This window comes from Nocardia sp. NPDC055002 (genome assembly GCF_053608825.1).
On the sequence record NZ_JBSGWE010000007.1, the window covers coordinates 345,258 to 370,756 of the forward strand.

22 protein-coding genes are annotated in these 25,499 nt (G+C 69.1%); 7 read left to right on the forward strand and 15 right to left on the reverse strand.

The genetic code is table 11. The features are described from left to right. The first annotated feature begins 52 nt into the window (after window positions 1-52). Window positions 53-1,606: an ATP-binding protein gene (locus ACWF99_RS27395; RefSeq protein WP_378652125.1), complete on the forward strand. Its 1,554-nt coding sequence runs from the start codon at window positions 53-55 to the stop codon at window positions 1,604-1,606. Continuing rightward, a complete protein-coding gene (locus tag ACWF99_RS27400) occupies window positions 1,603-2,301 on the forward strand; it encodes a response regulator (RefSeq protein WP_378632537.1) in 699 nt (232 codons plus the stop codon). The genes ACWF99_RS27395 and ACWF99_RS27400 overlap by 4 nt, the downstream gene beginning before the upstream one ends. 69 nt (window positions 2,302-2,370) lie before the next feature. Here the strand turns inward: ACWF99_RS27400 and ACWF99_RS27405 are convergent, their stop codons facing one another. The 3 genes from ACWF99_RS27405 to ACWF99_RS27415 all read right to left on the reverse strand — a co-directional run bounded on the left by ACWF99_RS27405 (window position 2,371) and on the right by ACWF99_RS27415 (window position 5,938). Further along, a complete protein-coding gene (locus ACWF99_RS27405; RefSeq protein ID WP_378632535.1) occupies window positions 2,371-3,699 on the reverse strand; it encodes a cytochrome P450 in 1,329 nt (442 codons plus the stop codon). Window positions 3,700-3,802: 103 nt separating this feature from the next. Then, the gene (locus tag ACWF99_RS27410; protein WP_378632533.1) at window positions 3,803-4,516 is read right to left on the reverse strand and encodes a TIGR03089 family protein; all 714 of its coding nucleotides are present in this window, start codon (window positions 4,514-4,516) and stop codon (window positions 3,803-3,805) included. 3 nt (window positions 4,517-4,519) lie between these two features. Then, window positions 4,520-5,938 carry an LCP family protein gene (locus ACWF99_RS27415; protein WP_452537766.1) on the reverse strand — a complete coding sequence of 473 codons (1,419 nt, stop codon included), beginning with the start codon at window positions 5,936-5,938 and terminating at the stop codon, window positions 4,520-4,522. A gap of 225 nt (window positions 5,939-6,163) precedes the next feature. Between ACWF99_RS27415 and rfbD the strand changes: the two genes are divergently transcribed. From rfbD to ACWF99_RS27430, 3 genes are read left to right on the forward strand one after another with little or no spacing between them, the layout of a single operon-like run. Continuing rightward, window positions 6,164-7,015 (forward strand): dTDP-4-dehydrorhamnose reductase, encoded by an 852-nt coding sequence (gene rfbD, locus ACWF99_RS27420; protein ID WP_452537741.1) that lies wholly within the window; start codon window positions 6,164-6,166, stop codon window positions 7,013-7,015. Between the two features lie 11 nt (window positions 7,016-7,026). Further along, window positions 7,027-7,932, forward strand: a complete 906-nt coding sequence (locus ACWF99_RS27425; protein WP_378632529.1) for a glycosyltransferase family 2 protein — start codon at window positions 7,027-7,029, stop codon at window positions 7,930-7,932. Between the two features lie 35 nt (window positions 7,933-7,967). Beyond that, window positions 7,968-9,047 (forward strand): mannose-1-phosphate guanylyltransferase, encoded by a 1,080-nt coding sequence (locus tag ACWF99_RS27430; protein WP_101466021.1) that lies wholly within the window; start codon window positions 7,968-7,970, stop codon window positions 9,045-9,047. A 57-nt stretch (window positions 9,048-9,104) separates the two neighbouring features. Here the strand turns inward: ACWF99_RS27430 and ACWF99_RS27435 are convergent, their stop codons facing one another. Beyond that, on the reverse strand, window positions 9,105-9,755 hold the full coding sequence (locus ACWF99_RS27435) for a nitroreductase family protein (protein WP_452537742.1): 651 nt from the start codon (window positions 9,753-9,755) through the stop codon (window positions 9,105-9,107). A 67-nt stretch (window positions 9,756-9,822) separates the two neighbouring features. Here ACWF99_RS27435 and ACWF99_RS27440 point away from each other — a divergent pair, with 67 nt between their 5' ends. Continuing rightward, window positions 9,823-10,197 (forward strand): winged helix-turn-helix transcriptional regulator, encoded by a 375-nt coding sequence (locus ACWF99_RS27440; RefSeq protein ID WP_378632524.1) that lies wholly within the window; start codon window positions 9,823-9,825, stop codon window positions 10,195-10,197. On the opposite strand, the gene ACWF99_RS27445 is transcribed toward ACWF99_RS27440, so the two are convergent. The 7 genes from ACWF99_RS27445 to ACWF99_RS27475 all read right to left on the reverse strand — a co-directional run bounded on the left by ACWF99_RS27445 (window position 10,190) and on the right by ACWF99_RS27475 (window position 21,078). Further along, the gene (locus tag ACWF99_RS27445; RefSeq protein WP_452537743.1) at window positions 10,190-11,767 is read right to left on the reverse strand and encodes a carboxylesterase/lipase family protein; all 1,578 of its coding nucleotides are present in this window, start codon (window positions 11,765-11,767) and stop codon (window positions 10,190-10,192) included. The genes ACWF99_RS27440 and ACWF99_RS27445 overlap by 8 nt on opposite strands. A gap of 298 nt (window positions 11,768-12,065) precedes the next feature. After that, window positions 12,066-15,818, reverse strand: a complete 3,753-nt coding sequence (locus ACWF99_RS27450) for an ABC transporter ATP-binding protein (RefSeq protein ID WP_452537744.1) — start codon at window positions 15,816-15,818, stop codon at window positions 12,066-12,068. Further along, on the reverse strand, window positions 15,815-17,158 hold the full coding sequence (locus tag ACWF99_RS27455; RefSeq protein WP_378632516.1) for an LLM class flavin-dependent oxidoreductase: 1,344 nt from the start codon (window positions 17,156-17,158) through the stop codon (window positions 15,815-15,817). The genes ACWF99_RS27450 and ACWF99_RS27455 overlap by 4 nt, the downstream gene beginning before the upstream one ends. Before the next feature lie 12 nt (window positions 17,159-17,170). Next, window positions 17,171-17,911, reverse strand: coding sequence for an ABC transporter ATP-binding protein (locus ACWF99_RS27460; RefSeq protein WP_452537745.1), 741 nt, complete (start codon window positions 17,909-17,911; stop codon window positions 17,171-17,173). Next, the gene (locus ACWF99_RS27465; protein ID WP_378632510.1) at window positions 17,887-18,738 is read right to left on the reverse strand and encodes an ABC transporter permease; all 852 of its coding nucleotides are present in this window, start codon (window positions 18,736-18,738) and stop codon (window positions 17,887-17,889) included. Before ACWF99_RS27465 ends, ACWF99_RS27460 begins: the two co-directional genes overlap by 25 nt. Continuing rightward, window positions 18,735-19,778 (reverse strand): ABC transporter substrate-binding protein, encoded by a 1,044-nt coding sequence (locus tag ACWF99_RS27470; RefSeq protein WP_452537746.1) that lies wholly within the window; start codon window positions 19,776-19,778, stop codon window positions 18,735-18,737. The genes ACWF99_RS27465 and ACWF99_RS27470 overlap by 4 nt, the downstream gene beginning before the upstream one ends. 172 nt (window positions 19,779-19,950) lie before the next feature. Continuing rightward, window positions 19,951-21,078, reverse strand: a complete 1,128-nt coding sequence (locus tag ACWF99_RS27475; RefSeq protein WP_378632505.1) for an ROK family protein — start codon at window positions 21,076-21,078, stop codon at window positions 19,951-19,953. A 105-nt stretch (window positions 21,079-21,183) separates the two neighbouring features. On the opposite strand from ACWF99_RS27475, the gene ACWF99_RS27480 reads away from it, so the two are divergent. Next, window positions 21,184-21,405, forward strand: coding sequence for an FmdB family zinc ribbon protein (locus tag ACWF99_RS27480; RefSeq protein WP_379223472.1), 222 nt, complete (start codon window positions 21,184-21,186; stop codon window positions 21,403-21,405). 36 nt (window positions 21,406-21,441) lie between these two features. On the opposite strand, the gene ACWF99_RS27485 is transcribed toward ACWF99_RS27480, so the two are convergent. Genes ACWF99_RS27485 through ACWF99_RS27500 form a run of 4 tightly spaced genes read right to left on the reverse strand, consistent with a single transcriptional unit; the run spans window position 21,442 to window position 25,183 of the window. Beyond that, window positions 21,442-21,717, reverse strand: a complete 276-nt coding sequence (locus ACWF99_RS27485) for a SelT/SelW/SelH family protein (RefSeq protein WP_056813149.1) — start codon at window positions 21,715-21,717, stop codon at window positions 21,442-21,444. A gap of 18 nt (window positions 21,718-21,735) precedes the next feature. After that, window positions 21,736-22,134: a YchJ family protein gene (locus ACWF99_RS27490; RefSeq protein ID WP_378633422.1), complete on the reverse strand. Its 399-nt coding sequence runs from the start codon at window positions 22,132-22,134 to the stop codon at window positions 21,736-21,738. A 60-nt stretch (window positions 22,135-22,194) separates the two neighbouring features. Further along, on the reverse strand, window positions 22,195-22,620 hold the full coding sequence (locus ACWF99_RS27495; protein ID WP_170112314.1) for a hypothetical protein: 426 nt from the start codon (window positions 22,618-22,620) through the stop codon (window positions 22,195-22,197). Between the two features lie 49 nt (window positions 22,621-22,669). Then, window positions 22,670-25,183 carry an AAA family ATPase gene (locus ACWF99_RS27500; RefSeq protein WP_452537747.1) on the reverse strand — a complete coding sequence of 838 codons (2,514 nt, stop codon included), beginning with the start codon at window positions 25,181-25,183 and terminating at the stop codon, window positions 22,670-22,672. Window positions 25,184-25,499: the final 316 nt, after the last annotated feature.

Here is a 25,499-nt window from a genome sequence, read left to right on the forward strand (position 1 = left end):
TAAGTTTCATATCTGCGCATAACGTTCGAGAAATCCAGGTCGGAGGCAAGAGGTGCGACGAGGACGACTGTCGCTCGCGGGACAGGCCTTCGTATGGCAGCTGGTGGTGCTGGCGCTGCTGATCGCCATCGGCACGATCCTGGCCGTGCTCGATGCCAGGCGCGACCATGACCTGGCCGCGGAGATGCAGGTCAGAGACGTCTCGGTCACGGTGGCGCGGTCGCCGTCGACCTTGGCCGCGGTGAACTCGCCCTACCCGAGCGGATTGCTGCAACCGACCACCGAGCGGATCAGGGCGGCCACCGGCATGGACTTCATCGTCGTGATGGCCCCCGACCGCACCCGCTACACCCACACCAACCCCGACCTGATCGGCAAGCCGTTCGTCGGCAGCATCGACGGAGCCCTGGCGGGCCAGACCCTCACCGAGACCTTCACCGGTACCCTCGGTCCCTCGATCCGCGCGGTCACCCCGGTCTACGACAACGGCCGGGTGGTCGCGCTGGTCTCGGCGGGTGTCACCCGAGCCAAGATCAGCACCCAGGTCGCCTCCCAGCTGCCGCTGATCCTCGGCGTCGCCGCGATGGGTCTCGCGCTGGCCGCGCTCTCGTCGTTCCTGATCAGCCGCAGGCTGCGCCGCCAGACCCACGGCCTGGCCCCCGACGAACTACGCGCGCTCTACGAGCACCACGACGCGGTGCTGCACTCCGTCCACGAGGGCCTGGTGGTGTTCGGTGACCAATCCGAGGCCGCGGAGGTGGTCAACGATCAGGCGCGCACGTTGCTCGACCTGCCCGACGGTCCCGTCCTGCGCAGCGACCTGCCGGTCTCGCTGCAACAGATGAGCGGGGGTGTGGTGCGCGACGAGACGCACGTGACCACCGACCGCATCCTGCTGGTCAACCAGGACCTGGTGAGCTGGGAGGGCCGCGAAATCGGCACCGTGCTCACCATCCGCGATCAGACCGAACTGCGCGCGGTGCTCGGCGAGCTCGACTCGGTGCGCGGCTTCGCCGAATCGCTGCGCGCGCAAGCACACGAGGCGGCCAACCGGCTGCACACCGTGGTGACGATGGTCGAGCTGGGCCGACCCGACGAAGCGGTAGCCTTCGCGACCGCGGAGCTACAGCTCTCGCAGGTGCTGATCGACCGGCTGCTGGCCGCCGTCGGCGACGCGGCGCTGGCCGCGCTGCTGCTCGGCAAGGTCGACCAGGCCGCCGAGCGTGGGGTGAGCCTGGCGATCAGCGAGGACACCGCGCTGGACTCCACCGATCCACTGTCCGCGCACGAGACCGTCACCCTGGCGGGCAACCTGATCGACAACGCGATCGACGCGGCGGCGGGCACCGTCGACAAGCGCGTCGAGGTGTCGGTGTGTCATCGTGACGGCGCGCTGTGGGTCCAGGTGTCCGACAGCGGGCCCGGCATGTCGGCCCAGATGTTCTCGCGGGCCGCCGAACGCGGCTACACCACGAAATCCGACCACGCGGGCCTCGGCCTCGCTCTGGTGCACCGCCTCGTCGATCGACATCGCGGCACCATCACCACCACGGCCGCACCACACAGCGCGGTCATCGTTCGCATTCCGCTGAGGGAGACACCATGATCCGCGTCCTGATCGTCGAGGACGAGCCGTTGATCGCCCAGGCACATCGGGCCTATCTCGAACGGCTCGACGGTTTCGTCACCGGTGGGGTCGTCCACACCGGACGCGACGCGCTGCGGGTGGCGGCCGAGGCGATCGCCGACGGCAATCCGTTCCATCTGGTGCTGATGGACATCGGCCTGCCCGACATCAGCGGCCTCGATGTGGCCGCCGCGCTCAACGGGCTCCAGCCGCGCCCCGATGTCATCGCGATCACCTCGGCGCGCGAGCTGAACATGGTGCGCAGCGCGGTGGCGCACGGTGTGGTGCTGTACCTGCTCAAGCCGTTCACCTTCGCCGCGTTCCGGGAAAAGCTGGAACGCTACCGCGGTTTCGACACCGCGCTGCCCGCGGGTGAGGCGGCACTGTCGCAGTACGACATCGACCGCGCGCTCGGTGCGCTGCGCACCGCCGACCAGAAGGCCGGTGCGCCGAAAGGCGTTGTCCAGCACACCCTCGAAGAGGTGTCGCGCGCGGTACGCGCGGCCGAAGCCGGGATCACGGCCACCGATGCCGCGGCGGCCGTGGGTGTTTCGCGGATCACGGCATGGCGCTATCTCGAGAAGCTCGCCGACGACGGATTGGCCGAGCGTCGCGCCGATTACGGCCGGGCCGGCCGGCCGAAGACCCGCTACCGCTGGCGTGCGAGCACGTAGCCGCGCACGGAGGGCTCGTCCGGCGCGGGCAGGCGCGAAAGTCCGGCCGGCGACCGGCGAGCACCGGACTCAGGCCGGACGGGACGCACCCGCCAGGTCATCGGGGGCCGAGACGCGCGCGACCGGACCCAAGTCGACCGGCATGTGCTCGAAACCGTGCAGCGTGAACAGGTTTCGACGGACCGGCTCGCCGCGCAAACGCAGATTCGGGTAGCGGGTGTAGAGCGCGCGCAGGGCGTGAACCGCCTCCATCCTGGCCAGGCTCGCACCGAGGCAGGAGTGCACGCCGCTGCTGAACGCCAAGTGCTCCTTGGCATTACGGCGGTCGATGTCGAAGCGGTGCGGGTCGGGGAAGACCGCCGGGTCGCGGTTGGCCCCGGCCAGCGACAGGATCACCGTACTGTTCGCCCGCACTCGCACACCATCGATATCGACATCCTCGAGCGTCTGGCGTGCGGTGGTCTGGACGGGTGGATCGAACCGCAGCGTTTCCTCCACCACGTCGGGCCAGCGTTCGGGATCGTCCTGGGCGAGGGCGAGCTGATCGGGATGGGCCGACAGCGCGGCGACCGCGTTGCCGATCAGGTTGACCGTCGTCTCGAAACCGGCGCCCATCAGCAGACTCGCGCCCGCCTGCAGTTCCCGCAGACTCAGATCACCCGAGCGGACCAGGGTGGACAGGATGTCCTCACCCGGCGCGCGACGCAATGTGGCGATGTGGTCGGCCAGGTAGTCGTCCATGGTCTCGATCGCGGCCATCGCGGCCCGATAGGTCCGCCATGATGTGCCGAGATCGAGCAGCGGGGTGACTTTGTCGCCCCAGCGCAGAAACATCTCGCGGTCCGCGGGCGGGAAGCCGAGCATGTCGGCGATGATCGCGATCGGCACCCTGGCCGCGAAATCGGTGATCAGGTCGACCGAGCCGTCCGCGGGCATCGCCGCGAGCAGTTCGGCGGTGACCACCTCCACGCGCTCGCGCAGCCGCGCGATCGCGCGCGGGGTGAACGCCGACGCCACCGGCTTGCGCATCCGGGTGTGTTCCGGCGGGTCGAGGACCAGCATCGACGGCGGCTCGACCGGGTTGGGCGGTACCGTGACCACCTCGGCGAGCTTGCGCCACGCGGCGGGCAGTTCCGCGTTGAGGGCGGGACGCACCCCGAATTTGGGATCGCGCAGAATCGCTCGAACCTGCGCGTGATCGAACGTGGCGTAGGAGACCGACGTCTTGATCAATCCGCCGCGACCGCGCAGTTCATCGATCAGCGGATACGGATCGTGCAGGCCCCGCTGACCACTGAGCAACGTCGAGAACGGATCGCCGCGACGCACCTGCCAGCGCAGGATGGCACGCGGCGCCCCGTGTTCGGCCGACCATCGAACCCAGTATTTCGCTATCATCGCCACCTCTGCCGCTCTGCCGAAGTCTTGCTTCCACAGTACGGACGGGGTGTGACACGCGACACGTCCCCGAGGTGGACCCGAACCTATACCTGGGTAGGAGTCAGCGCCGGACGGTCACCTTCTCGGTGACGACCCGATGTTCGAGACCGGCGGGATCGGGATTGACGACCTGCACCAGCGAGGCCCCGGCGAACAACACCGCGACGAAGCCGTCGATCAGCTCCTCCACCGTCTCCCATGGCGTACTCGACAGCACCCGGTCGCCAGCGGAAAAACCTTGCAGCGCAGCGGACTTCCTGGCCATCGTCAGCACTTCCGGCACCGGGAGCCCGTCGAGCGCGGCCCGGAAACCACCGGGCAGGAACTGATCGCCGTGCACGCGCACCGCGGTCGCGAAGTCGGTGACTCCGACCGGCAGGTCGCGCACCGGGGTCCCCATGGCGTCCAGCGACAGCACCGCCACCTCGTCGACACCGTCGGCATCGTCGAGCCGGTCGGGCGTGACCAGCGCGAGGTCGGCGTCGGGATCGGGGGTGAGCACCACTTCGGTTCCCGCCCACCAGCAGCCGAGCAGCACCGCGGCGGTCTGCCAGTGCGCGGGCAACAGCACCGCGACCCGCGCACCGGGGGTGAGCGCGAATTCGTCGCGGATCAGGTTCGCGGTCTTGGCGGCCCAGTTGGCCAGTGTCAGCCCGGACAGTTCGATCCGCGCGCCGGTGGCGTCGTCGTACCAGGTGACGCGCGGTCCGGCGGGATCACGTTCGAGTATGGGGTCGAGGAGGGCGTCGGTCAGGGTCGAATTCGGCTCACGCATGGGTCAATTCACACATTTCGGTCCGTTCTGGCCTGCGTCGATCGGCGGGGCGGGCGGTATCGGTGTCGCGGTCGCCGAGGAAGTCGCGTCGAGATCGAACATGCCTGCCGCGGCCGAGCCGGGACCAGAGTAGTCGCTCGCCAACACCACGCTCACTGTATCCGTAGACACCGTCTCATCGGCGACCACCGTCAAGCCGCCCAGCGCCTCCGCGACCGCCGCTGCCTTCGGGTCGTCGGCGTCGGCGGCCAGCACGCGGCTCGAGCTCACGCTGCCGCCGGTGTAGTTGCCGACCGTGCCTTCCCGGAATCCCTTGCCCGTCAGAGCCGTGGACACCTTGCCCGCGAGTCCGGTGGCGCCGCCGGCATTGAGCACGTTCACCGTCACGGTCGAGGTATCGATCTTCGGAGCGGTGTCTTCTTCCTTCTTCTCCTCCCCCACCAGACCGGCGACGAACTTCTGCACCGTCTTCGGGTCGACCTTCACCACCGACTCCCCGGCCGAGGTCATGCTGTTGAGGTCGGAGACGGGAATGGTCTCGAATTCCACCTTGCCGCCGGACAGATCCTTGAGCTGCTGCAGGAAAGCCAGCACGTCCCAGTCGTCGTCGAGCACGACGGTGCGCCCGACCGCCTCGCTGATCTCGCTGAGCTTGCCCGGATTGGCCAGGGTCTTGGCGTTGAGCAACTGGCCGACCAATTGCGCCATGAACACCTGCTGACGCACGATCCGGTCGATGTCACCGCGTTCGAGATCGTGGCGCTGGCGCACGAAGCTCAATGCCTCCTGACCGTCGAGACGCTGACGCCCGGCCGGGAAGTCCGCGCCCGACATCGGTTCGTCCACCGCCTGATTCAGGCACACCTCGACACCACCGACCGAGTCGGTGAGCAGCACGAAGCCGAGCAGGCTCACCTCGGCGTAGTGATCGACGGTGATGCCGGTCAGGGTCGCCACCGATTTGATCAGCGCCTGCCTGCCGGCCTTGGTCGACTCGCGTTCGGCCTCGGCCTCGGACTTGCCGTCGGCGAGCAGTTCGGCGCGTTCGGTCTCCTTGGTCGAGCCGTACGCGGAGTTGATCTTGGCCTTGCCCTGGCCGCCGACATCGACGTAGGAGTCGCGCGGGATGGAGATCGCGGTGGCCGAGCGCCCGTCGTTGGGCACGCGGATCAGCACGATGGTGTCGGTGTTGGTGCCCACCTCGTCGCCCGCGTGCAGCATCGCGCGTTCGGCGGTGGTGAGCGGGTTGCCGTGTGCGTCGGTGCGGCTGTCGACGCCGACGAGCAGGATGTCGACAGCGCCGTCGCGCTCACCGCCGAGGCCGAGCCCACCGATCCGGTCGATGTTGGCGATCAGGTTATCGACACTGCGCCAGGCGAATCCGGTGAGTGCCAGCACCAGCACCGCCGAAATCGCCACCATCAGTTTGGCCGGACCGAAGGTGCCCGCAGGCGCGCTGACCGGTCTTGTCGACTCTCGCACTCGTGCATCCTCTCGACGAACTCCGCGCCCGGCCCGCTCTTCCCCCGGCAAACTCCGCCTTGTCGTTAACCCGGGCTCGTCCGAGGACACCGGCCATCACAGGCTAACCAACAGTTACCACACTCGGGCCCAACCGCACGTGCCCCGGCGTGCCAGACTGGCCGCGTGAACGTCGATTTCCCCGCCCCCGCTCACCTGATCGTAACCGGCGCACATGGTCTGCTGGGGCGACAGATCCTGCGCCTGGCACCCGAGGCGCGTGGCTTCGGGCGGGCCGAACTCGACATCACCGACCGCGCCGCCGTCGACGCCGTCCTCGCCCCGGGGGCCGTACTGATCAACTGCGCGGCCTACACCGCGGTCGACGCCGCCGAAACCGACGTCGACGCCGCCTTCGCCGCCAACGCGACCGGACCGGGCGTCCTGGCCGCCGCCTGCGCCGCGGCGGGAGCGCGGCTGATCCACGTGTCCACCGACTACGTCTTCCCCGGGACCGCGCGCACTCCGTACGAACCCGACGACCCCACCGGGCCGGAAACCGTCTACGGCCGATCCAAGCTCGCCGGTGAGCAGGCGGTGCTCGCGCTGGGCGCCCAGGTCGTGCGCACCGCCTGGGTCTATTCCGTTGTCGAGGGGGATTTCGTCGCGACGATGCGCAGGCTGGAGGCCGAACGCGACACCGTCACCGTGGTGAACGACCAGCTCGGCTCTCCCACCAGCGCCGCCGATCTGGCCGCGGGCCTGCTCGAATTGAGCACCCGCCCCGACGCCCCCCGTGTGCTGCACGCCACCAATTCCGGCACCGCCACCTGGTTCGACCTCGCCGCGGCGGTCTTCACCGACCTGGGCGCCGACCCGAACCGGGTACTGCCGTGCGCGTCCAGCGAATTCCCCAGACCCGCACCGCGCCCGGCGTATTCGGTGCTGTCCCCCGCCGCCTGGAACGCGGCGGGCCTCACCCCGCTTCGCCCCTGGCGTATCGCACTCACCGACGCACTGCGCCGGTTGTCCGACTAGGCTCCGCAGTCGTGAACGCAGCAGACGCAGCCGATTCTCCAGCCACCGCCGGCCTTGCCGTGGTCACGGTGACCTATTCACCGGGTGAGCACCTCGAGCACTTCATCACCACTCTCGCCGACGCGACCAGCGAGAAGCCGCAGGTGATCCTGGCCGACAACGGCTCGACCGACGGCGTCCCCGAACTCGTCGCCGAGGCCAACTCGCACGTGACGCTGCTGCACACCGGCGGCAATATCGGCTACGGCGGCGCCATCAACCGGGCCGTCGCCGAGATCGATCCGTCCATCGAATTCGTCATCCTGGCCAACCCGGACATCCGCTGGGGCGTCGACTCCATCGACAAGATGCTCGAAGCCGCCGCGCGCTGGCCGCGGGCCGGCGCGATCGGGCCGATGGTTCGCGAGCCGGACGGCAGCATCTACCCGTCCGCGCGCCGGGTCCCCGGCCTCGCCGATGGCGCCGGGCACGCGATTCTGGGCTCGGTCTGGCCGAAGAACCCCTGGTCGATGCGCTACCGCCAGGAGAACGAGCAGATCTCCGAGCGGGTGGTCGGCTGGCTGTCCGGCTCCTGCCTGCTGGTGCGCCGCGCCGCCTTCGACACCATCGACGGTTTCGACTCGCGCTACTTCATGTACATGGAGGACGTGGACTTCGGTGACCGCATGGGCAAGGCGGGCTGGCACAATGTATTCGTCCCGGACGCCGAGGTGACCCACGCCAAGGGTCATGCCGCGGGCAAGCATCCCGAATTGATGCTGCCCGCCCACCACGCCAGCGCCTACCGCTTCCAGGCGGACCGGCATCCGCACTGGTGGCAGGCACCGTTGCGGGGCGCGTTGCGGGCCGGACTTGCGGTTCGCTCCAAGATTGCGGTTCGATCGGCGCTGCGTGAGCAAGCGCGAACCGGCGCCTGAATGGGCGCGGTATCACTGTGAACAGGGGAAACTCGATGGCAGGCAATGCAGGCACCGACGCGGTCATCCTCGTCGGCGGACAGGGCACGCGGCTGCGTCCGCTCACCCTCTCGGCGCCCAAGCCCATGCTGCCGACGGCCGGGCTGCCGTTCCTGACCCACCTGCTGGCCAGGATCGCCGAGGCCGGGATCACCCACGTGGTGCTCGGCACGTCCTTCAAGGCCGAGGTCTTCGAGGAGCACTTCGGTGACGGCTCCGAACTGGGCCTCGACCTGGAGTACGTGACCGAGACCGAGCCGCTGGGCACCGGTGGCGGTATCCGCAATGTGCTGCCCAAGCTGCGCGCGGACAACGTGATGGTGTTCAACGGCGACGTGCTCGGCGGCACCGACCTCGGTGCGATCCTCGACACCCACGAGTCGACCAACGCCGACGTCACCCTGCACCTGGTCCGCGTCAGCGATCCGCGCGCCTTCGGTTGCGTGCCGACCGACGACGACGGCCGCGTCACCGCGTTCCTGGAGAAGACCCAGGATCCGCCGACCGACCAGATCAACGCGGGTTGCTACGTGTTCCGCCGCGAATACATCGAGAAGATCCCCACGGGTCGCCCGGTCTCGGTGGAACGCGAGGTGTTCCCCGCGCTCCTGGCCGAGGGCGCCCGCGTCCAGGGCCACGTCGACGCCTCCTACTGGCGCGACATGGGCACCCCGGAGGACTTCGTGCGCGGCTCCGCGGACCTGGTCCGTGGCATCGCTCCCTCCCCCGCCCTGCCCGGCCAGCGTGGCGAGTCCCTCGTCCACCCCGGCGCGGGTGTGGCACCGGGCGCGCTGCTCATCGGCGGGACCGTGGTCGGGCGCGGCGCGGAAATCGGCGCCGGTGCGCGACTGGACGGCGCGGTGATCTTCGACGGCGCGGTGGTCGAGGCGGGCGCTACCGTCGAACGCTCGATCATCGGCTTCGGTGCCCGCATCGGCCCCCGCGCACTGGTCCGCGACGGTGTGATCGGCGACGGCGCCAATGTCGGCGCCCGCTGCGAGCTCCTGCGTGGCGCCCGCGTGTGGCCCGGCGTGGTCATCCCCGACGGCGGCATCCGCTTCTCCACCGACGTCTGATCCTCACGACGCCGGGTCACCGCCGATTCCTCGGCCGGTGACCCGGCGTCGTGCTGTTCACGCGAGCCCATATGCCTCACGGAAGACATTGCGCTCCATGGCCCGGCGCCCCGGATGATCGCGTCGCTCGGCCGGGTGACCGACCGCCAGCAGCAGCGCGATCGCGAGATCGTCACGGTCGCCGATCCCGATCGCCTCCTTCACCTTCGCTTCGTCCCAGCCGTTCATCGGTGCGGTGGCCAGCCCCAGCTCGGTGGCCGCCAGCATCACGTAGGTCGCCGCGATCATGGCGTCCTTGACCGCGTATTCACGCAGTAGCCCGCGCCGCGCGAGATCGTTCTGGAACTCGTGGGACGCCGAGGCGAACATCTCGATGAACTCCTCGGACCACGCGCCGTTGCCGCGTGCCTGGTCGTAGACGTCGCTGTGGTCCTCGCGCCAGGACTCCGGTTCGGCGACGAACACGAGAATCAGCGGCGCCTCCCGCGGTTGGGGCTGCTCACCGGTCGCCCAGGCCAGGCCCGCCCGGCCCGCCTCGCTCGTGACGGTGACGATGGCGCGGTCCTGCAAGTTCCAGCTGGTGGGCGCCTCGATGGCGAGAGTGAGCAGCGCCTCAAGATCGGTCGCCGAGACCGGATCAGGGCGGTAGTGACGGACGGTGCGTCGGGTGCGGATCGCCTCGGCGACCGACAGAGTCTTCGATGTCATGCGCCAACTATCAGAGAGTCACTCTCTATTGGGAAGTAGGCACTAAATAGTGCGTTACTATCCGTCGATGACGACCTTCGTGGAGTCCTCCGGTCTGCCCGCCGACGCCTACTCGGCGAAGTGCCCGACCCGCCAGGTGCTCGATCACATCGCAGGCAAATGGACGATCCTGGTGGTCGACGCGCTCCTCGACGGCACGCAGCGCTACACCGACCTCAGCCGGCGCATCGAGGGCGTCTCCCAGAAAATGCTCACCCAGACGCTGCGCCGTCTCGAAGCCGACGGATTCGTCACCCGCACGGTGTATCCCACCATTCCGCCCAGAGTCGACTACGAACTCACCGCGCTGGGTCGCAGCCTCGCCGAACCGATCACCGCCCTGCGGCAGTGGACCGAGACCCACATCAACGAGATCGAACGCGCTCGCGCCGGGTCTAGCTGAAGCCGACGGCTTGGTCGCCCCAGGCGGTGTGGAGTTCGGCGTCGGGGTTGTCCACCACGCGGTCGATGGTGTCGATGAGCAGGGTGGTGCGGGCGGTGGGGCGGTAGCGGGGCCAGTGTTTGGAGCCGTCGATGGCGGCGGGGACACTGTGTTCGGCGAAGGCCAGCCAGCGGCGCTGCATGCGGCCCGAGACCGCGACCGAGGCCTTGCGCCCACCGAGCCAGAAGGTGGGGTCGTGGTTCAAGGTGCCGAAATTGCCGAAGACATACGGCAATTCGGTGGCATGACCGGCTCCCACCCTGGCCGCCTTCAACATCGGGGTGGCGTAGTCGAAGCGGTACATCCAGGTCGGCGAATGCTGGGCGTGCCCCTCGGCGACCCAGGCCGCGGGCATGCGGAAGGCCGCGTCGGTCGACATCGCCAGTGCGCCGCGGGTTTTGGTGAGGTCAGGGTAGGCCGAGGTGATCTCGGCGATCCGCTCGGGCGACATCTCGGGATGCGATGCGGCGACGTCGCGCAGCATCGCGTTCACCGCGTCGGGCGTCACCGGCATGATCGGTGAGCGCAGCACCCGAAACAGCGACGCCTCATCGCGATTGGTGCCGATCAGCAGCGGCACCCGATGCGAATGTCCCTGCTGGAATCGGTCGATCGGGTAGCCGGGCAACAGGTCCGCGTCGACGACCGGGGCCGCGGCGAGCCTGCCCGGTTCCTTGATGGGCACCTCGTCCAACAGCACGGACCCGATCTCGACGAGCTGTTCGATCGGCAATTCCAGCAACCGATTCGCCTCGCCGGGCCCGAGTTCGAGCAGCTCGAGATAGCGCTGTCCGACGACCGCCGCCCGTTCCTGCCCGAAAACCGTGGTGGCGGGCGGACTCTGGGCGATCGCCTTGTGGAACAGCCCGGCCGCGGCGGGCGAGGTGAGCAGCGCGGTGACACATCCCGCGCCCGAGGACTCACCGAAGAGGGTCACGTTGCCCGGATCACCACCGAAGGCGGCGATGTTGTCTCGCACCCACGCGAGGGCGGCGAGCTGATCGTGCAGGCCGAGGTTCGCGGTGAACTGCTCACCGAACGAGGACAGATCGAGGAAACCGAGCACCCCGATTCGGTAGTTCACCGAGACGACCACGACGTCGCCCGCCTCGGCCAGCTTGCGTCCGTCGTAGATGGTCTGGGCTGCGGTGCCCAGGCAGTAGGCGCCGCCGTGCACCCAGACCATGACCGGGCGCGGTGCGTCGTCGCTGGGCTCGGGTCGCGGCGACCAGACATTGACCCACAGACAGTCCTCGCCCATCTGCAGGTCGGAATCCACCGGCACCATCGCGCCCATGGCCTGCGGTGCGATATCCCCGAACACCACACAGTCGCGCACGCCGTCCCAGGGCTTCGGGGGTTCGGGTTTCGCGAAACGAGCGGGGCCGGCGGGAGCGGCGGCGTAGGGAATGCTGCGCCATACGGCGACCGGTCCGTCCCAGGTTCCACTGACCGTGCCGTACTCGGTCTCCGCCAGTGGGTCGGCATCATGGGCCCGCGCGTCCGGGTCGAAATCGGGCTGAATGCTCATCGCACACCTCCTAGCCGGCACGACCGCACGGGTGCCTGTGCATTTGCTCCCGCTGGTCGCAGCACCTGGTGACTTCCTACGAGCGTACGTGGACACCGCCCGAACGCGCGCCCTACGCGCCATTTCCGCAGGTAACAGTTACTCCGCGGTACACGCGAAAGTCCCGTTCCGCACCGACACACGGCGGTCGTGACGCGAATTCGGCGGCGAAGGCCGACCCGGTCCGGCGCTCCCAGGTGGACCGGGGTCGGCCGCCATCCGGATCTCCCCCACCGGACGGCGGCCGAGCTCGCGCCGATTAGCTGGAAATGTGCTGAGCTTCGTCGCCGACATAGGCGGCCCACAGGCGCCGATACGGTCCATCGACGGCCACCAGCTCGGCATGAGCGCCGATCTGCACGAGTTTGCCCTCGCCGACCACCGCGATCAGATCGGCGTCGGCGGCGGTGGCGAGCCGATGCGCGACGACGATCGTGGTGCGGCCCGCGGTCAGCACGTCGACCGCGGCACGCACCCGTGCCTCGGTGGCCAGATCCAGCGAGGCGGTGGCCTCGTCCAGGATGAGGATGTCCGGGTCGATGAGCTGCGCCCTGGCCAGTGCCAGCAGCTGCCGCTGCCCGGCCGACAGACTGCGCCCGTGCGCGCCGATCGGCTGGTAGTAGCCGTGTTCGAGCGCCGCGATCATCTCGTGCGCCCCGACCGCGCGGGCGGCCCACTCGATCTCGGCGGGCTCGGCGTCGGGGTTGCCGTAGGCGATGGCCTCGCGCACGGTGTCGCCGAACAGGAACGGCTCCTGCGGGACGACACCGAGACGTTTGCGGAAGTCGCGCAGGCGGAACCGGCGGATGTCGACACCGTCGACGAGCACCGCTCCCTCGGTCGGGTCGTAGTACCTGGCGAGCAGCTTGACCAGAGTCGATTTGCCCGCACCGGTCTCCCCGACCAGGGCCACCTTCTGGCCCGGCTCGATCCGCAGGTCCAGCCCGTCGAGCACGGTGCGGGCTCGCGACGAGTACCCGAAACTCACCGAACGCAGTTCGATCGCGCCGTCGAGGCCGGTCACCGGGAGCGGATCGGCGGCCTCGGGGGTGTCGACGGGGGTGCGCAGCAGGTCACCGATGCGGTCGACGCCGACCACCGCCTGCTGATAGCTGTCGAACACCTGCGAGAGCTGCTGGATCGGGGCGAACAGCAACTCGATGTAGAGCAGGAACGCGATGAGCGTGCCCGCGGTGAGCACGTCGTCGCGAACCTGGTGCACGCCGACCGCGAGCACCGCGGCCGTGGCGATCACCGACATCAGCTCGATGCACGGGAAGAACACCGCCATCAGCACCTGCGAGCGCAGCCGCGCGTCGCGATAGGCCCACGACCGGCGCTCGAACTCGTTCTGGTTCACCGACTCCCGGCGAAACGCCTGGGTGACGGTGATGTTGTCGACGTTCTCCTGCAGATACGCGTTGACCGCGCTGACGCGCTCCCTGGCCAGGTTGTAGGCGGGCACCGACGCGCGCCGGAACGCCACGGTCGCGACGCCGAGTACCGGCAGCAGCACGAGCACGACCACGGCCAGTTCGGCGTCGATCACCAGGAGCGCGGCGACCACGCCCGCGATGGTGACCGTGCTGGTGAGCGCGGTGGCCAGGCCGGTCTGCAGAAACGCCGACAGCCCGTCCACGTCGGTGGTCATCCTGGTCATGATCCGGCCGCCGAGCTCGCGCTCGTAATACTGCAGGCCGAGCCGTTGCAGGTGGGCGAAGGTCTTGAGGCGCAGACCGTAGAGCAGCCGCTCCCCGACCCGCCCGGTGACGCGCACCTGGGCGACGCTGATCGCCCAGTCCACCACCACGACCACGATCGCCAGCGCGGCCGCGCCGATCACCACCTCGCGCGCACCGGCCAGGACGCCGTGATCGATGCCGTAGCGCACCAGGAACGGGATCAGCACCTGGGCGATGGCATCGAGTCCGACCAGGCCGAGTCCGGCGAGCAGCGGCCAGGTGAACGGGCGAAGCAGTCGCGGCAGGGAGAACGCGGTGTCCGGGGTGTGGGAAAAGGACGGGTCGACCTCGGGTTCGCCGGACACCGGCGGCAACCGGTCGAGCAGGGCGACGATATCGCCGCTGGGTGGCGCGCCGGCCATCATGCCCCCGCCAGCGCCACCGCCGGGACCCGCGGGCGCGCCTGCCGAGCGCCGCGCGAACGCCTTGGCCAGGTGTTCCATCGTGCGGTCGTCGTCGGAGTCGACTTCCGGTGCCACCCAGAGCTCTTCGGTGGCGACCCGCGTGCTGTCGCGATGCGGGTCGACGCCGATGCCGACGACTTCCGGCGGCGTGAACAGGGCGCGGAACAGCTCACCGGACTGCTGTAGTTCGCGCAGTGTGCCCAGTTCGGCGACGCGGCCGCCGTCGAGCACCGCGACCCGATCGGCGAGCGCCAGGGTCGAGATCCGGTGCGCGACGACGATGGTCGTACGCTTGCGCAGTTCGGCGCCGATCCGCCGGTAGATCTGTTCCTCCACCTGGGCGTCGATGGCCGAGGTGGCGTCGTCGAGCACCAGGACAGGCGCCTCGGTGAGCAAGGCCCGAGCCAGCGCGATGCGCTGGCGCTGACCACCCGAGAGCCGTTGTCCGCGTTCACCGATGGTGGTGTCGATGCCCTGCGGCAGGGCGGTGACGAATTCGTCTGCCGCGGCCAGATACAGCGCGTGCCGGACCTGTTCGTCGCTCGCGTCGGGTCTGCCGTAGGCGACGTTGGCCCGGATCGAATCGGCCATCAGGTGCGTGTCCTCGAAGACCATCGCCACCTGCGCGCGTGGGTCGGGCAGCTGTCGCAGGTCGATTCCGTCGAAACGCACCGCGCCGGAATCGGGCTCGAGCAGGGCGGGCAGCAACGACACCAGGATCGACTTGCCGCTGCCCGCACCGCCCGCGACGGCGACGGTCTCACCCGAGCCGATCCGCAGATCGACGCCGTCCAGGATCGTCGTGCCGTCGAAACCGAAAGTGACCGCGTCGAATTCGATCGACGGCGGCTCGGTGACGCCGAGCCCACTCGAGGCGGCGACCGGCGTCCCCGCCGCGCCGGGCGCCGCGCCCGCGTCGTCCGGCGCTTCGATCACCTCGCGCACCCGGTCGAGGGACGCCTTGCCCTGCTGGCTCACGGTGAGCAGCATCGAGAACTGCCGCACCGGCCCCACGAAAGCGCCCAGGTAGGTCATGAACGCGAGAAACGTGCCGAGCGTGATGGATTGGCGCAGCGCGAGCAACCCGCCGACGATCAGGATCAGCGCCTGCCCCGCCGCGGGCACCGCCTGCACGACGGGGGTGAACCGGCTGGTGATCCGGGCGACCCGCAACCGCGACCGATACAGCACCCGCGCCCGCGCGCCCAGCTGTTCCAGCTCGTATTGCTCCTGCCCGAAACCCTTCACCACCCGCACACCGGCCACGGCGGCCTCGACCTGCATCGCCACCTCGGCGGCCCGCGCCTGCGCGTCCCAGTTCGCGGGGAACAGCTGACGCTGGCTGCGCCGGGTGACAATCCACAGCCCCGGCAGCACGACCAGCGCGATCACGGTGAGCGCCGGCGACATCACGGCCATCAGCACCAGCACCGCCAGCAGCAGCGCCACATTGCCCGCGATCATCGGGATGAGCTGCAAGAACATCTGGATCAACGTGACATCGGTGATCGCCCTGCTCACCACCTGCCCGGTGCGCAGCTGTGCCTGCTCGCGCCCGTTGAGCCGCAGCAATGCGGCGAACAGGTCGCGGCGCAGGTCGTGTTGCACCCCCAGCGACAGCTCGGAGGAGGCCACCCGGCGCGCGTACGACGACGCGAACCTGGCCGCCCCGATCACCAGCAACAGCACCACCCACGGCGTCACCGACGCCGCGGTGGCACTGAGTGTGTCGACCACATGCCGCACCACCAGCGGCAGCGCCGCGGTGAGCAGCGCCGCCGCCAGCGCACCGGTGTAGCTGACGATCACCAGCCGCCGGTGCTCGAGACAGCGACGGGTCAGGTACCGGATCCAGTCCGATCTCATCGGGCGGCCACGAGCGCGTCCGCGTCGTCGAACTGGTTCGCCGGTCGCGCGAGACCGTAGTGGCCGCGCAACGTGGTCTCGGTGTACTCGGTGCGGAACAGGCCGCGCTCCTGCAGGATCGGGACCACCTCGTCGACGAAGCGCTCCAGACCCGAGGGCAGCACCGCGGGCATGATGTTGAAGCCGTCGGCGGCGCCCTGACGGAACCAGTCCTCGATGGCGTCGGCCACCTGGACCGCGGTCCCCGCGAAAGTGCGGTGCCCGCGTCCGCCGCCGAGCCGGGCGATCAGCTCGCGCACCGTGAGCCGTTCGCGCCGAGCCAGATTCACGATCAGGGTGAAGCGGCTCTTGGCGCCCTCGATGTCGTCCTCGGTGGGCAGGTCCTCGGGTAGCTCACTGTCGAGGTCGAGCTCGTCGACGGGCAGCTTGAACCGCTCGGCGAGTTGCTTGCGCGCGTATTCGGGCGAGATCAGCCGCGCCAGTTCCTCGTCGAGTTCGCGGGCCTGCTCCTCGGTGTCGCCGATGATCGGGACGATGCCGGGCAGGATCTTGATGCTCTCCGGATCGCGGCCCGCGGCGACTGTGCGCGCCTTGAGGTCGGTGTAGAAGGCCTTGGCGTCGTCGAGCGTCTGCTGCGCGGTGAACACGGCCTCGGCGTAGCGGGCGGCGAATTCCTTGCCGTCCTCCGATGATCCGGCCTGCACCAGCAGCGGATACCCCTGGGGTGACCGTGGCAGGTTCAGGGGGCCGTCGACTCGGAAGTGCTCGCCGTGGTGCAGGATCTTGCGCACCTTCGAGGCGTCGGTGTGGATGCCGAGTTCCTTGTCGGCCAGGATGGCGTCGTCGTCCCAGCTGTCCCACAGTTTCGTTGCCACGTCGACGAATTCGGCGGCCTTCTCGTAGCGCAGCCGATGGTCGGGGGTGTCGTCGAGCCCGAAGTTACGGGCCGCGTCGGCACCGGCGGTGGTGACGATGTTCCAGCCCGCCCTGCCGTTGCTCGCCCAGTCCACGGAGGCGAACCGGCGGGCGAGGTTGTAGGGGTCGTTGTAGCTGGTGGAGGCCGTCGCGATGAGGCCGATCCGGCTGGTCTGCACGGCGACCGCGGTCAGGATGACGGTCGGTTCGAGCTTGCCGCTCGGCCGGCGGCCGGGGTCGCCCATCAGTACCGGGCTGTCGGCGAAGAAGATCGAGTCGAGCTTGCCGCGCTCGGCGGTCTGGGCCAGCCGGACGTAGTAGTTGATGTCGGTGTGCGCGTGGGGATCGCTCTCCGGCAGCCGCCAGGCCGCTTCGTGGTGACCGACCGACATCAGAAAAGCGTTGAGGTGCAGTTTTTTCGACATGATGGGTGCCTTTCAGGCCGCAGTCTCGGCAAGACCGAGTGCGGTGAGCAGAGTGCGGCGGATGCGCTGGAACGCGGGCCGGCTCGGATCACGCTCGCCGGACAGGTCGACCGGAATGTCCACCGCGAGCTTTCCGTCGTCGAGCACGATCACCCGGTCGGCCAGTGCGACAGCCTCGTCGACATCGTGGGTGACCAGCAGCACGGTCGGACGATGCCGGCTGATCAGGTCGCGCAGCAGAGCGTGCATCTTGATCCGGGTGAGCGCGTCGAGCGCGCCGAAGGGTTCGTCGGCCAGCAGCAGATCCGGTTCGCCGACCAAGGAACGGGCCAGCGAAACTCGTTGCTGCTCACCACCGGAGAGCTCTCTTGGCCAGGCGCGTTCCCGACCGGCCAGGCCGACCTCGGCCAGGACCTGCTCGCCGGCGGCGCGGCGCGTGCGCGGCTGCCCGTAGAGCACGTTCGGCAGCACCCGCTGCCAGGGCAACAGCCGTGAATCCTGGAACACCACCGAGGTTTTCGCCGGGATGCGCAGTGTGCCACCGCCGTCGACGTCGTAGTCCAGCCCGGCGAGCGCCCGCAGCAACGTGCTCTTGCCGGAGCCGCTGCGTCCGAGCAAGGCGACGAACTGGCCGGGTGCGATGGTCAGGTCGATCGAGTCGAGCACCGTGCGATCGCCGAATCTTCGCGTCAGCGAGCGGACTTCGACACCCGCGACCTTCGGCTCGCTCACCCCGCGATAGTGCGTCGCCATGACAGCACCCTCCGTTCCACCAGCCGGATCGCCGAATCCGAGGCCAGGCCGAAGATGGCGTAGACGACCAAGCCGACCAGGATCACATCGGCCTGCCCGTAGTTCTGCGCGTTCGACATCATCTTGCCGAGACCGTCGATGGCGTTGACCGTCTCGACCACGATCAGTACCAGCCAGGCGCTGGTGACCGACATCCGCAGACCGAGGAAGAAGCCGGGCAGCGATCCGGGCAGCACCACGCTGCGAATGAACTCCGCGCGTGAAACACCCTGGACCTCGGAGAGTTCCACGAGCTTCTGGTCGATAGTGGTGAGCGAGGCGTGGGTCTGGATGTACATGTGCACGACCACACCCAGGGTGATGAGCACGAGCTTGAATTCCTCGCCGATACCGAGCCACAGGATCATCAGCGGAATCAGGCCGAGGGTGGGAATGGCCCGCTTGATCTGGACCGGGCCGTCGATGAGCGATTCACCCCACCGGGAAAGTCCCGCGATCACGGCGAGCGTGGTGCCGATGAGCACACCGAGGACCATGCCGATCAGCACCCGTTGCAGCGACACCCCCAGGTTGGCCAGCAGTGGCCCGTCGACCAGCAACTCCCAGCCGGTCGCCAGGACAGTCCACGGCGCTGACAGTTTGCGCGGGTCGATCAGTTCGAGCAGTGAGCCCGCCGCCCACGCTCCGACCACCAGGACCACGCCGAGCAGGCGGGCGGCGGGGAAGGCCTTGCGCAGTCCGAGCCGGCGTAGCGTGCGCCGCTCGACGAATCCGTCACCGGACGGTGCGGAAACCGGAATCGCGGTACGAGACAGGGCGATGGTCATTGCTGCCCCTTGGTGCGATACGGCGCCGCCACCGCGTCGAACGCGATCTTCTCGAATCGGCGGTCGAACAGTTCGCCGGCGGGGAAGGAATTACCGAAGAAGCCGGCTTTGGTCACCAGATCGATCGTCTCCTGTTCCCAGGCGATCGCCTCGTTCCAATTCTCCGGGAAATACGGCTTTTCCGTCGTGGCGACAATGCGTTTGCCGTCCTCGGCCGAGACCGTCTGATCCTTGACGTAGTAGGCGTCGATCCATTCCGTGGGATGCTCCCAGGCCCAGACTTCCCCGCGCGCCCAGAATTTCACGAATTGGGCGACGGCAGCGGCTTTGCTGTCGTCACGCAATACCGAGGTCGGCGCCCACAGCACGGTCAGCGCGTCGACGGCGGGAGTGTCGATCGCGGTGGCGCCGTCGACGCGATACTTGTCGAGATACTTGGTCAGGGTCGGTTCGCCGAACGGGGCGACGTCGATTTCCTTGGCCTGCAGGGCAGTGAGGAACTTCGTGCTCGGCAGCTCCACGAGCTGCACCTCGTCGGTGCGGATGCCCGCCGCCTTCAGCGTGCGCAACACCACCAGCCCCTGCGCCTGGCCCGGCGAGAAACCGATCTTCTTCCCGCGCAGCCCATCGAGGCCGGTAATGCTCGATCCGGGGGCGGTGGCCAGCTTGTACAGCGGGGTCGTCCGCACCTTGACACCGACGATCTTCGCGTCGAGACCGCTGGCGTGCGCGTGGATCGGCGGAATGCCCGCGTTGGTGGCCAGGTCCACCGACCCGCCACGGAAGGCCTGGATGACATCGGGACCGGCCTGCACGGCGGGCCACGACGACACCGTGAACCCGAGCTTGTTCAGTTCTCCCGACGCGGTCAGTGCCACTTTGGCGGTATTGGCCGCGACCGCGAGCGAGACCCCGGCGGGGACTTCGGTGGGCAGCGGATTCGTCAGCGCGGTGCCGCCCTCGTCGCCGGTGGCGCAGGAGACCGCGAGCAGCGAAGCCGCTGCGGCGAGAAGTGCTATTCGTCGAATATTTTTACGCAAGGTGATTTCCCGGATTTGATGGAAGAATTGTCGGCGACGGAATTCGAACCGCGACAACACAGCACATCCGACGTGACCCGGGCGACGCCGGACTGCATTTTGTTCATAGTGTCAACTGTCGCGGGTGACGCCGCTTTCGGTCAATATTCGACTGTCTTAAAATAACCACGAATCAAACTGCCTGCGCGACAACCGTGCTCAGTGGATCACTGAACAACTCCTGCAACACCACCCCGGCCGCCGCCATCACCAGCACCTGCCCGGGGAACGTCGACGCGAAGATCACCTCGGACGGGTCGGCGCCGATGGTCGAGTGGGCGCGCACCGCGTCGTCGTAGGCTTCGCGAACGCCGGGAACCGCGAACAAGCCGCGGTCGATCAGTACCAGCGCTTCCGGGTCGATCAGATCGATCAGTGCCGCGGCGACCTCGCCCATCGCCGTGGCACGCTCGATGAAGTACTCGCGTTCCGGGCCACCCGCCGCGGCCGCCGCCACCAACTCGGGGAAGCCGTCGAACCGGCCGATCGCTTCGGCACGCGCCAGCAACGCGTGGTCACCGAGGGCCTCGAGGGCGAATCTGTCGGTCGTGCCGAGCAATCGGGCGATCGAGCCCGCCCCGAAATGCGGCCCGCAGTGGACGCGGCCGTGCACGGCGATGGCGGCGTCGATGACATTGCCGACGAACAGCACGATCGAGCTCGCCGAGCCGCGCAACCGGCCGTAGAGCTGTTCGGCGTACACCGTCGCGCGGGTGTGGCTGTCCACACTGACCGGTAAACCTGTTCGGGCACTCAGATATTCGCGCACCGGCACATCACGCCAGCGCAGGTAGGAGTGTTCGACGACCGAACCGGTGGCGGTGTCGACACGGCCGCCGATCGCCACCCCGAGCCCGCGGATCCGCACCTGGTCGGCGAGGTCGGCCCCGACCGCGCGCACTCGCTCCAATACGGCGTCGAGGATGTCGTACGGAGCATGGGTGCGGTGGGGCACCTGCTCGCTGCGCAGCACCGCACCGGCGATGTCGACCACCGCGACGGTGATCTGCACCGCCGCGATATGCACCGCGATCACCACATTGCCGACCGCGTCCAGCGCGATCGGGCTGTGTGGCCTGCCCACGCCACCCGGCCCTGGTGACTCCGGCAGTTCGACGAGCAGTCCCGCCTCGACCAGCGCCCGGCTCTGCCAGGTGACCGTGGCCGGGGAAACCCCGGCGTGTCTGGCCACCACGCTGCGCGGTGCCGACCCGAGGTCGAGCACCGCCCGCAATACCGCCCCCGCGCTACTGTTCGCCATGCGCCACCTCGCCATCACCGCTGTTCGCTCACGGTACGGAGCGCAGCGGCCACGACGAAGCGTTCGGCGCAGCGTGATCGCAAGCATCGGCCTTACACTGGGCCGATGCCGAACTACAGCTTCCGGTGTCGCTCCTGTGGCGACACGTTCGACGTCAACCGGCCGATGGCGCAGTCCTCGGATCCGGCCACGTGCCCGGCCGGCCACGACGACACCGTCAAACTGCTCACCACCTTCGCGGCGGTGGGACGGGGCTCGGCGCCCGCCCCCGCACCCGCGCCACGTCCGGCGGGTGGCGGTTGCTGCGGTGGTGGCGGCTGCTGCTGATTCCGTCGATCGGAGTGCGCGGCCGCCGCTGCGACGTCAGTCGCGGCGGTCCGAGTGGCCGAGGTCGCGCTCGGGGGCGATCCGGTCGCGGACCCGCTGCTTGAGGACGGCGATGTCGGGAAAGCCGCCGTCGGCCTTGCGTTCCCAGAGCTGTTCGCCGTCCAGGGTGATGCGGAAGATGCCCCCCTGGCCGGGCACCAGCGCCACCTCGCCGAGCTCGGTGGCGAACGTGGTGAGCAATTCCTGCGCCATCCAGCTCGCGCGGAGCAGCCAGCGACATTGGGTGCAGTACTCGATCGCGATGCGTGGCACCTCAGCAGTATCCCTGGTTCACGCCTGGAAGGTACCGTCGAGATAGACCCACGCGCCGTCGACCCGGACGAAGGTGCTCAGCTCGTGCATCGCGTCGCGCGTGCCGTCGAGCTTGTAGTGGGCGATGAATTCGACGGTGCCGTTGTCGTCGAACGGGCCGCCGCGCTGGGTGCCGACGATCTCCAGGAACAGCCAGCGCTGGTCCGCGTCGAGTTCGAGGTCGGCGGGGCGGGTGCTGGGATGCCAGGAGCGCAGCAGATAGTCCACGTCACCTACTACGTAGGCGGTGTAGCGCGAGCGCATCAGCGTTTCCGCGGTCGGCGCGGGCTTGTCCCCGGCCAGGATCGGTCCACAGCAGGCATCGAACGGCTCGCCACGGCGGCACGGACACGGTTTCACTTCACCCATGCCGCACATCCTGCCGGACCTCGCGGTCACACCGCGCACCCCAGGTCCACCATGGCCACCCTTCGCCGATCACCCGAACGGCTGGTGGGCAAGGGGCGCGAGCTCCAGCGCTCGCGCCAGCTCAGCGGTCTGATCCCGCCAACGCCGCAGATCGGTGACACTCGGCGCCATCTCGTAGTCGAGATGATGCGCCGCCCGTGACAGCGCCGCCCACAACGCACCGACCTGACCAGCCGTCTCCGGCCCCGCGTACACCCGCAACGCGAGCAGCTGCGCCCGCATCGGACACCGCATCAGCTCCGGCGCCACCTGCGCCCACAGCTGGTCCACCGCCTGCTCGAGCGCCAACCGCAGGATCCACGCCACCGCCCGCGACCACACCCCACCGGCATCCGACACCGATCCGTCCAGCAAATTCTCGGCCGCTTCCAGCCGCTGCGCCACCGACGGCCTCGGGCTGAACTTCGCGCGCGCGGGCCTGCCACGGCGATTCACGTCGACCTCACCGCACCGGCGAGGCCACGCGGCGGTGCGGCCGCGCCGCTCATGTTCGCACCGCGTTCGGCTCGTGGGCGCGCAGCCACGTGATGAATCGTTCGGTGTCACTGATCAATTCACGCATCGGACGATCGATCGGCACGTGCGCCCCCGCGGTGGCATCGCGCAGGACGCCGACGAGCCAGCGTCCGCCGACCGCGCTGAGATGCTTGTTCAGGTCGTCCACGCGGGCGCCGACACCCATGATGGCGAGGGTGATCATGGCGCGGGTGGTGTGGGCGTTGCGCACGCGCCGCTCCACTTCCCCGTGCGCCAGACCGGTCGCCAGCAGTTCCTGACGGGCCTTCGCCAGGCCCGCCGCCTCGATCGCCGAACGGCAGCAGGTCGCGACGAGTTCATCGGCGATGGCGGCGGGCAGTTGCGGTGTGCGGAGCAGGGATCGGGCGTCGTCGAGATAGCGGCGAACCGGGTCGCCCGTCACCCGCACCTCGACGATCGAACGCTCGCGACGCTGTACCTCGAGCACCGTCGCGTCGAGCTGCATGCGGCGGACCGCCTCGGCGAGGCGCTCGTCATGGGTGAACACCACCACCTGCCGCGACGCCGCCACCTCGGCGAGCACCCTGGCCAGCCCGTCCACCTTCGCGGGATCCATCGCCTGCACCGGGTCGTCGATCATGACGAACCGGAAAGGGCTGTGCGCCACCGTGGCTCGCGGCAGGAACAGCGACAGTCCGAGCGCGTGCAGCTCCCCCTGGCTCATGACGCCGAGCGCCGCGCCGTCCACCTCGTCGACGGTCACATCGAGCAGCACCCGCCGCGCCGTGCCCGCACTGCCCTGCAAACGAATCGCCCCGAGCTCGACATTGCTCTGCTGGCGCAGGGTGCTCCACACCCAGCGTGCCGTGGTCTCCAGCGGCCGCATCCGCTCCCCACGGATCGTCGCCGTCGCCGCCTTGAGCCAGTCGGCTGCCTTCTTCACCACCCGCAGCTCGCTCGCGTGGTCGGCGACGGCGCGGGCGGGGTCGAGCCACGCGAGAACGCGCGGGACCAACGGCGACCACACCGCATCCAGACGGTCCAGTTCGGTGCGCGTATCCCGTTGCAGTGCGGCGAGTTCCGCGGTGAGGTCGGCGTGCATCGTGCGCAGTCGATCCGGGAGCTGGTCTTCGTAGTCGGCTGTCGCGAGCGCGGCCCACTCCGACCACAGCTGTCCGACGATGTCGCGCTGTTTCCGCAACGAGTCCGACGTGCCGTACGGCGCGGGCGCATCCGCCCGACGCCCCGCCGGATCGGACGTCGATACCGTGAGACCCACTGCGCGGGTACCGGCTGCGATCGCCGAACCGAACTCGATCGGCAGGTCTGCGGGAAGGTTGCGGGCCGCTGTCAGAGCCGTGTCGAATTCCGCCGTGGCCGCCTGAAGGGCCGCGAGTTCCGCAGTGCGGTGGGCGATTTCGGCATCGGCGGCGGCGAGCCAGTCGGCGTCGAGTTCGTCGCGTCCACAGACCGGACAGGGGCACGAACCCGCCGTCGAGACGTGTTCGCGCGCCCGCGTGAGCAATTCGAGCACCCGCAGATCGGCTTCGGTATCGACCGTCTCGTGGCGCGCCACATTCCGGGCCGCTTCGGCGAGTCGATCGGTGGTGGCGGCAACCCGCGCGACATCGGGCAACGACAGGCGCAGGATCGCGCGCAAACCCTCCGGCCCGTCGATGCCGAGGACCGAACCGGCCACCGCGCCCGCTACCGCGTCGAGATCGGGGTCCGGCGTGCGCAGCAGGTCGGCCACGGCACGGGCACGTTCGTCATCGGCCTCGGCCAGCTCGACCAGCAGGTCGGCGCGGGACTGGCGCGAATCCTTCACCGCGCGTTCGAGTTCCAGCTTGCGCAACCGGATCTGCTCGGCCGCGGCGGCCAGCTCGTCCAGGCCGAGCAGGCGATGCAGCGCGTCGAACAGGTCGCTCGGCTTCCCGTCGACGAGCGCGCCGAGCTCGCTGTAGGACAGGAACGGCCGGTACAGATCGAGCCGCCGGCGCCGTCCGTGCGGGTCGACCGAGGCCGCCGGTTCGGATCCACGCCGCTCGGTCCACCGCGCGTCGGCCAGGTCCGCACTCGGGTCCCAGCTGGTCGCGACCGAGAGCGCGGGGTCATCGCCCGCCGTGAGCAGCTCGACGTCGATCCGGGCGGTCTCGGGTTCGTGCAGGTTGCGCCACCCCTCGCGCCAGGCGGTCGAGCGGCCGTCCCAGCGTCGATTCCCGCCGGTCAGGGCGAATTCCGCGGCCTCGGCGAAACTCGATTTCCCGCTGCCGTTGCGACCGACCACCAGCGTCAGGCCAGGCCCCGGATTCAACCGCAGCGTCGCCGCGGGCCCGATTCCCCGGAAACCCTGCACGGTGATCGACCGCAGAAAGACCCCGGTATCGCCGGAATCCGTTGCGGCCGAGTCACCGTCGACAGCTGTGAGCGCGGCGAGCACGCAATCGGCGACCCGTTCCTCCACTGCCGGGTCGGCGGCGAGCTCGCGCGCGACCACCTCGGCGATCCGATCCGAGCACACTTGCGACATCCCCCTTCGCGTCGGCGCGCAACGCGGCGATCCTGGTTGAAACGCTACCCGATCGCCGGATGTTCGCCCAGGGGATGCGCAGGGCCCTCAGCGAATCTGCCCGCGGGAGTGGAATGGCCATCGCGGCGCCACGGCGGGCCCTCGATGTCCACCCCTCGCCCACCCCGGCGGGCAGCTCGATGAGGTGTTCACACCCGCGTTACGCTGCGTCGAGCAGCGCGGGCGGTCCGGGCGGTGCCGAACAGGTCAGAATGCCAGAGATCGCGACCCACGGCAAGAGGTGGAGCACGAATTTGCCGCGGCACCA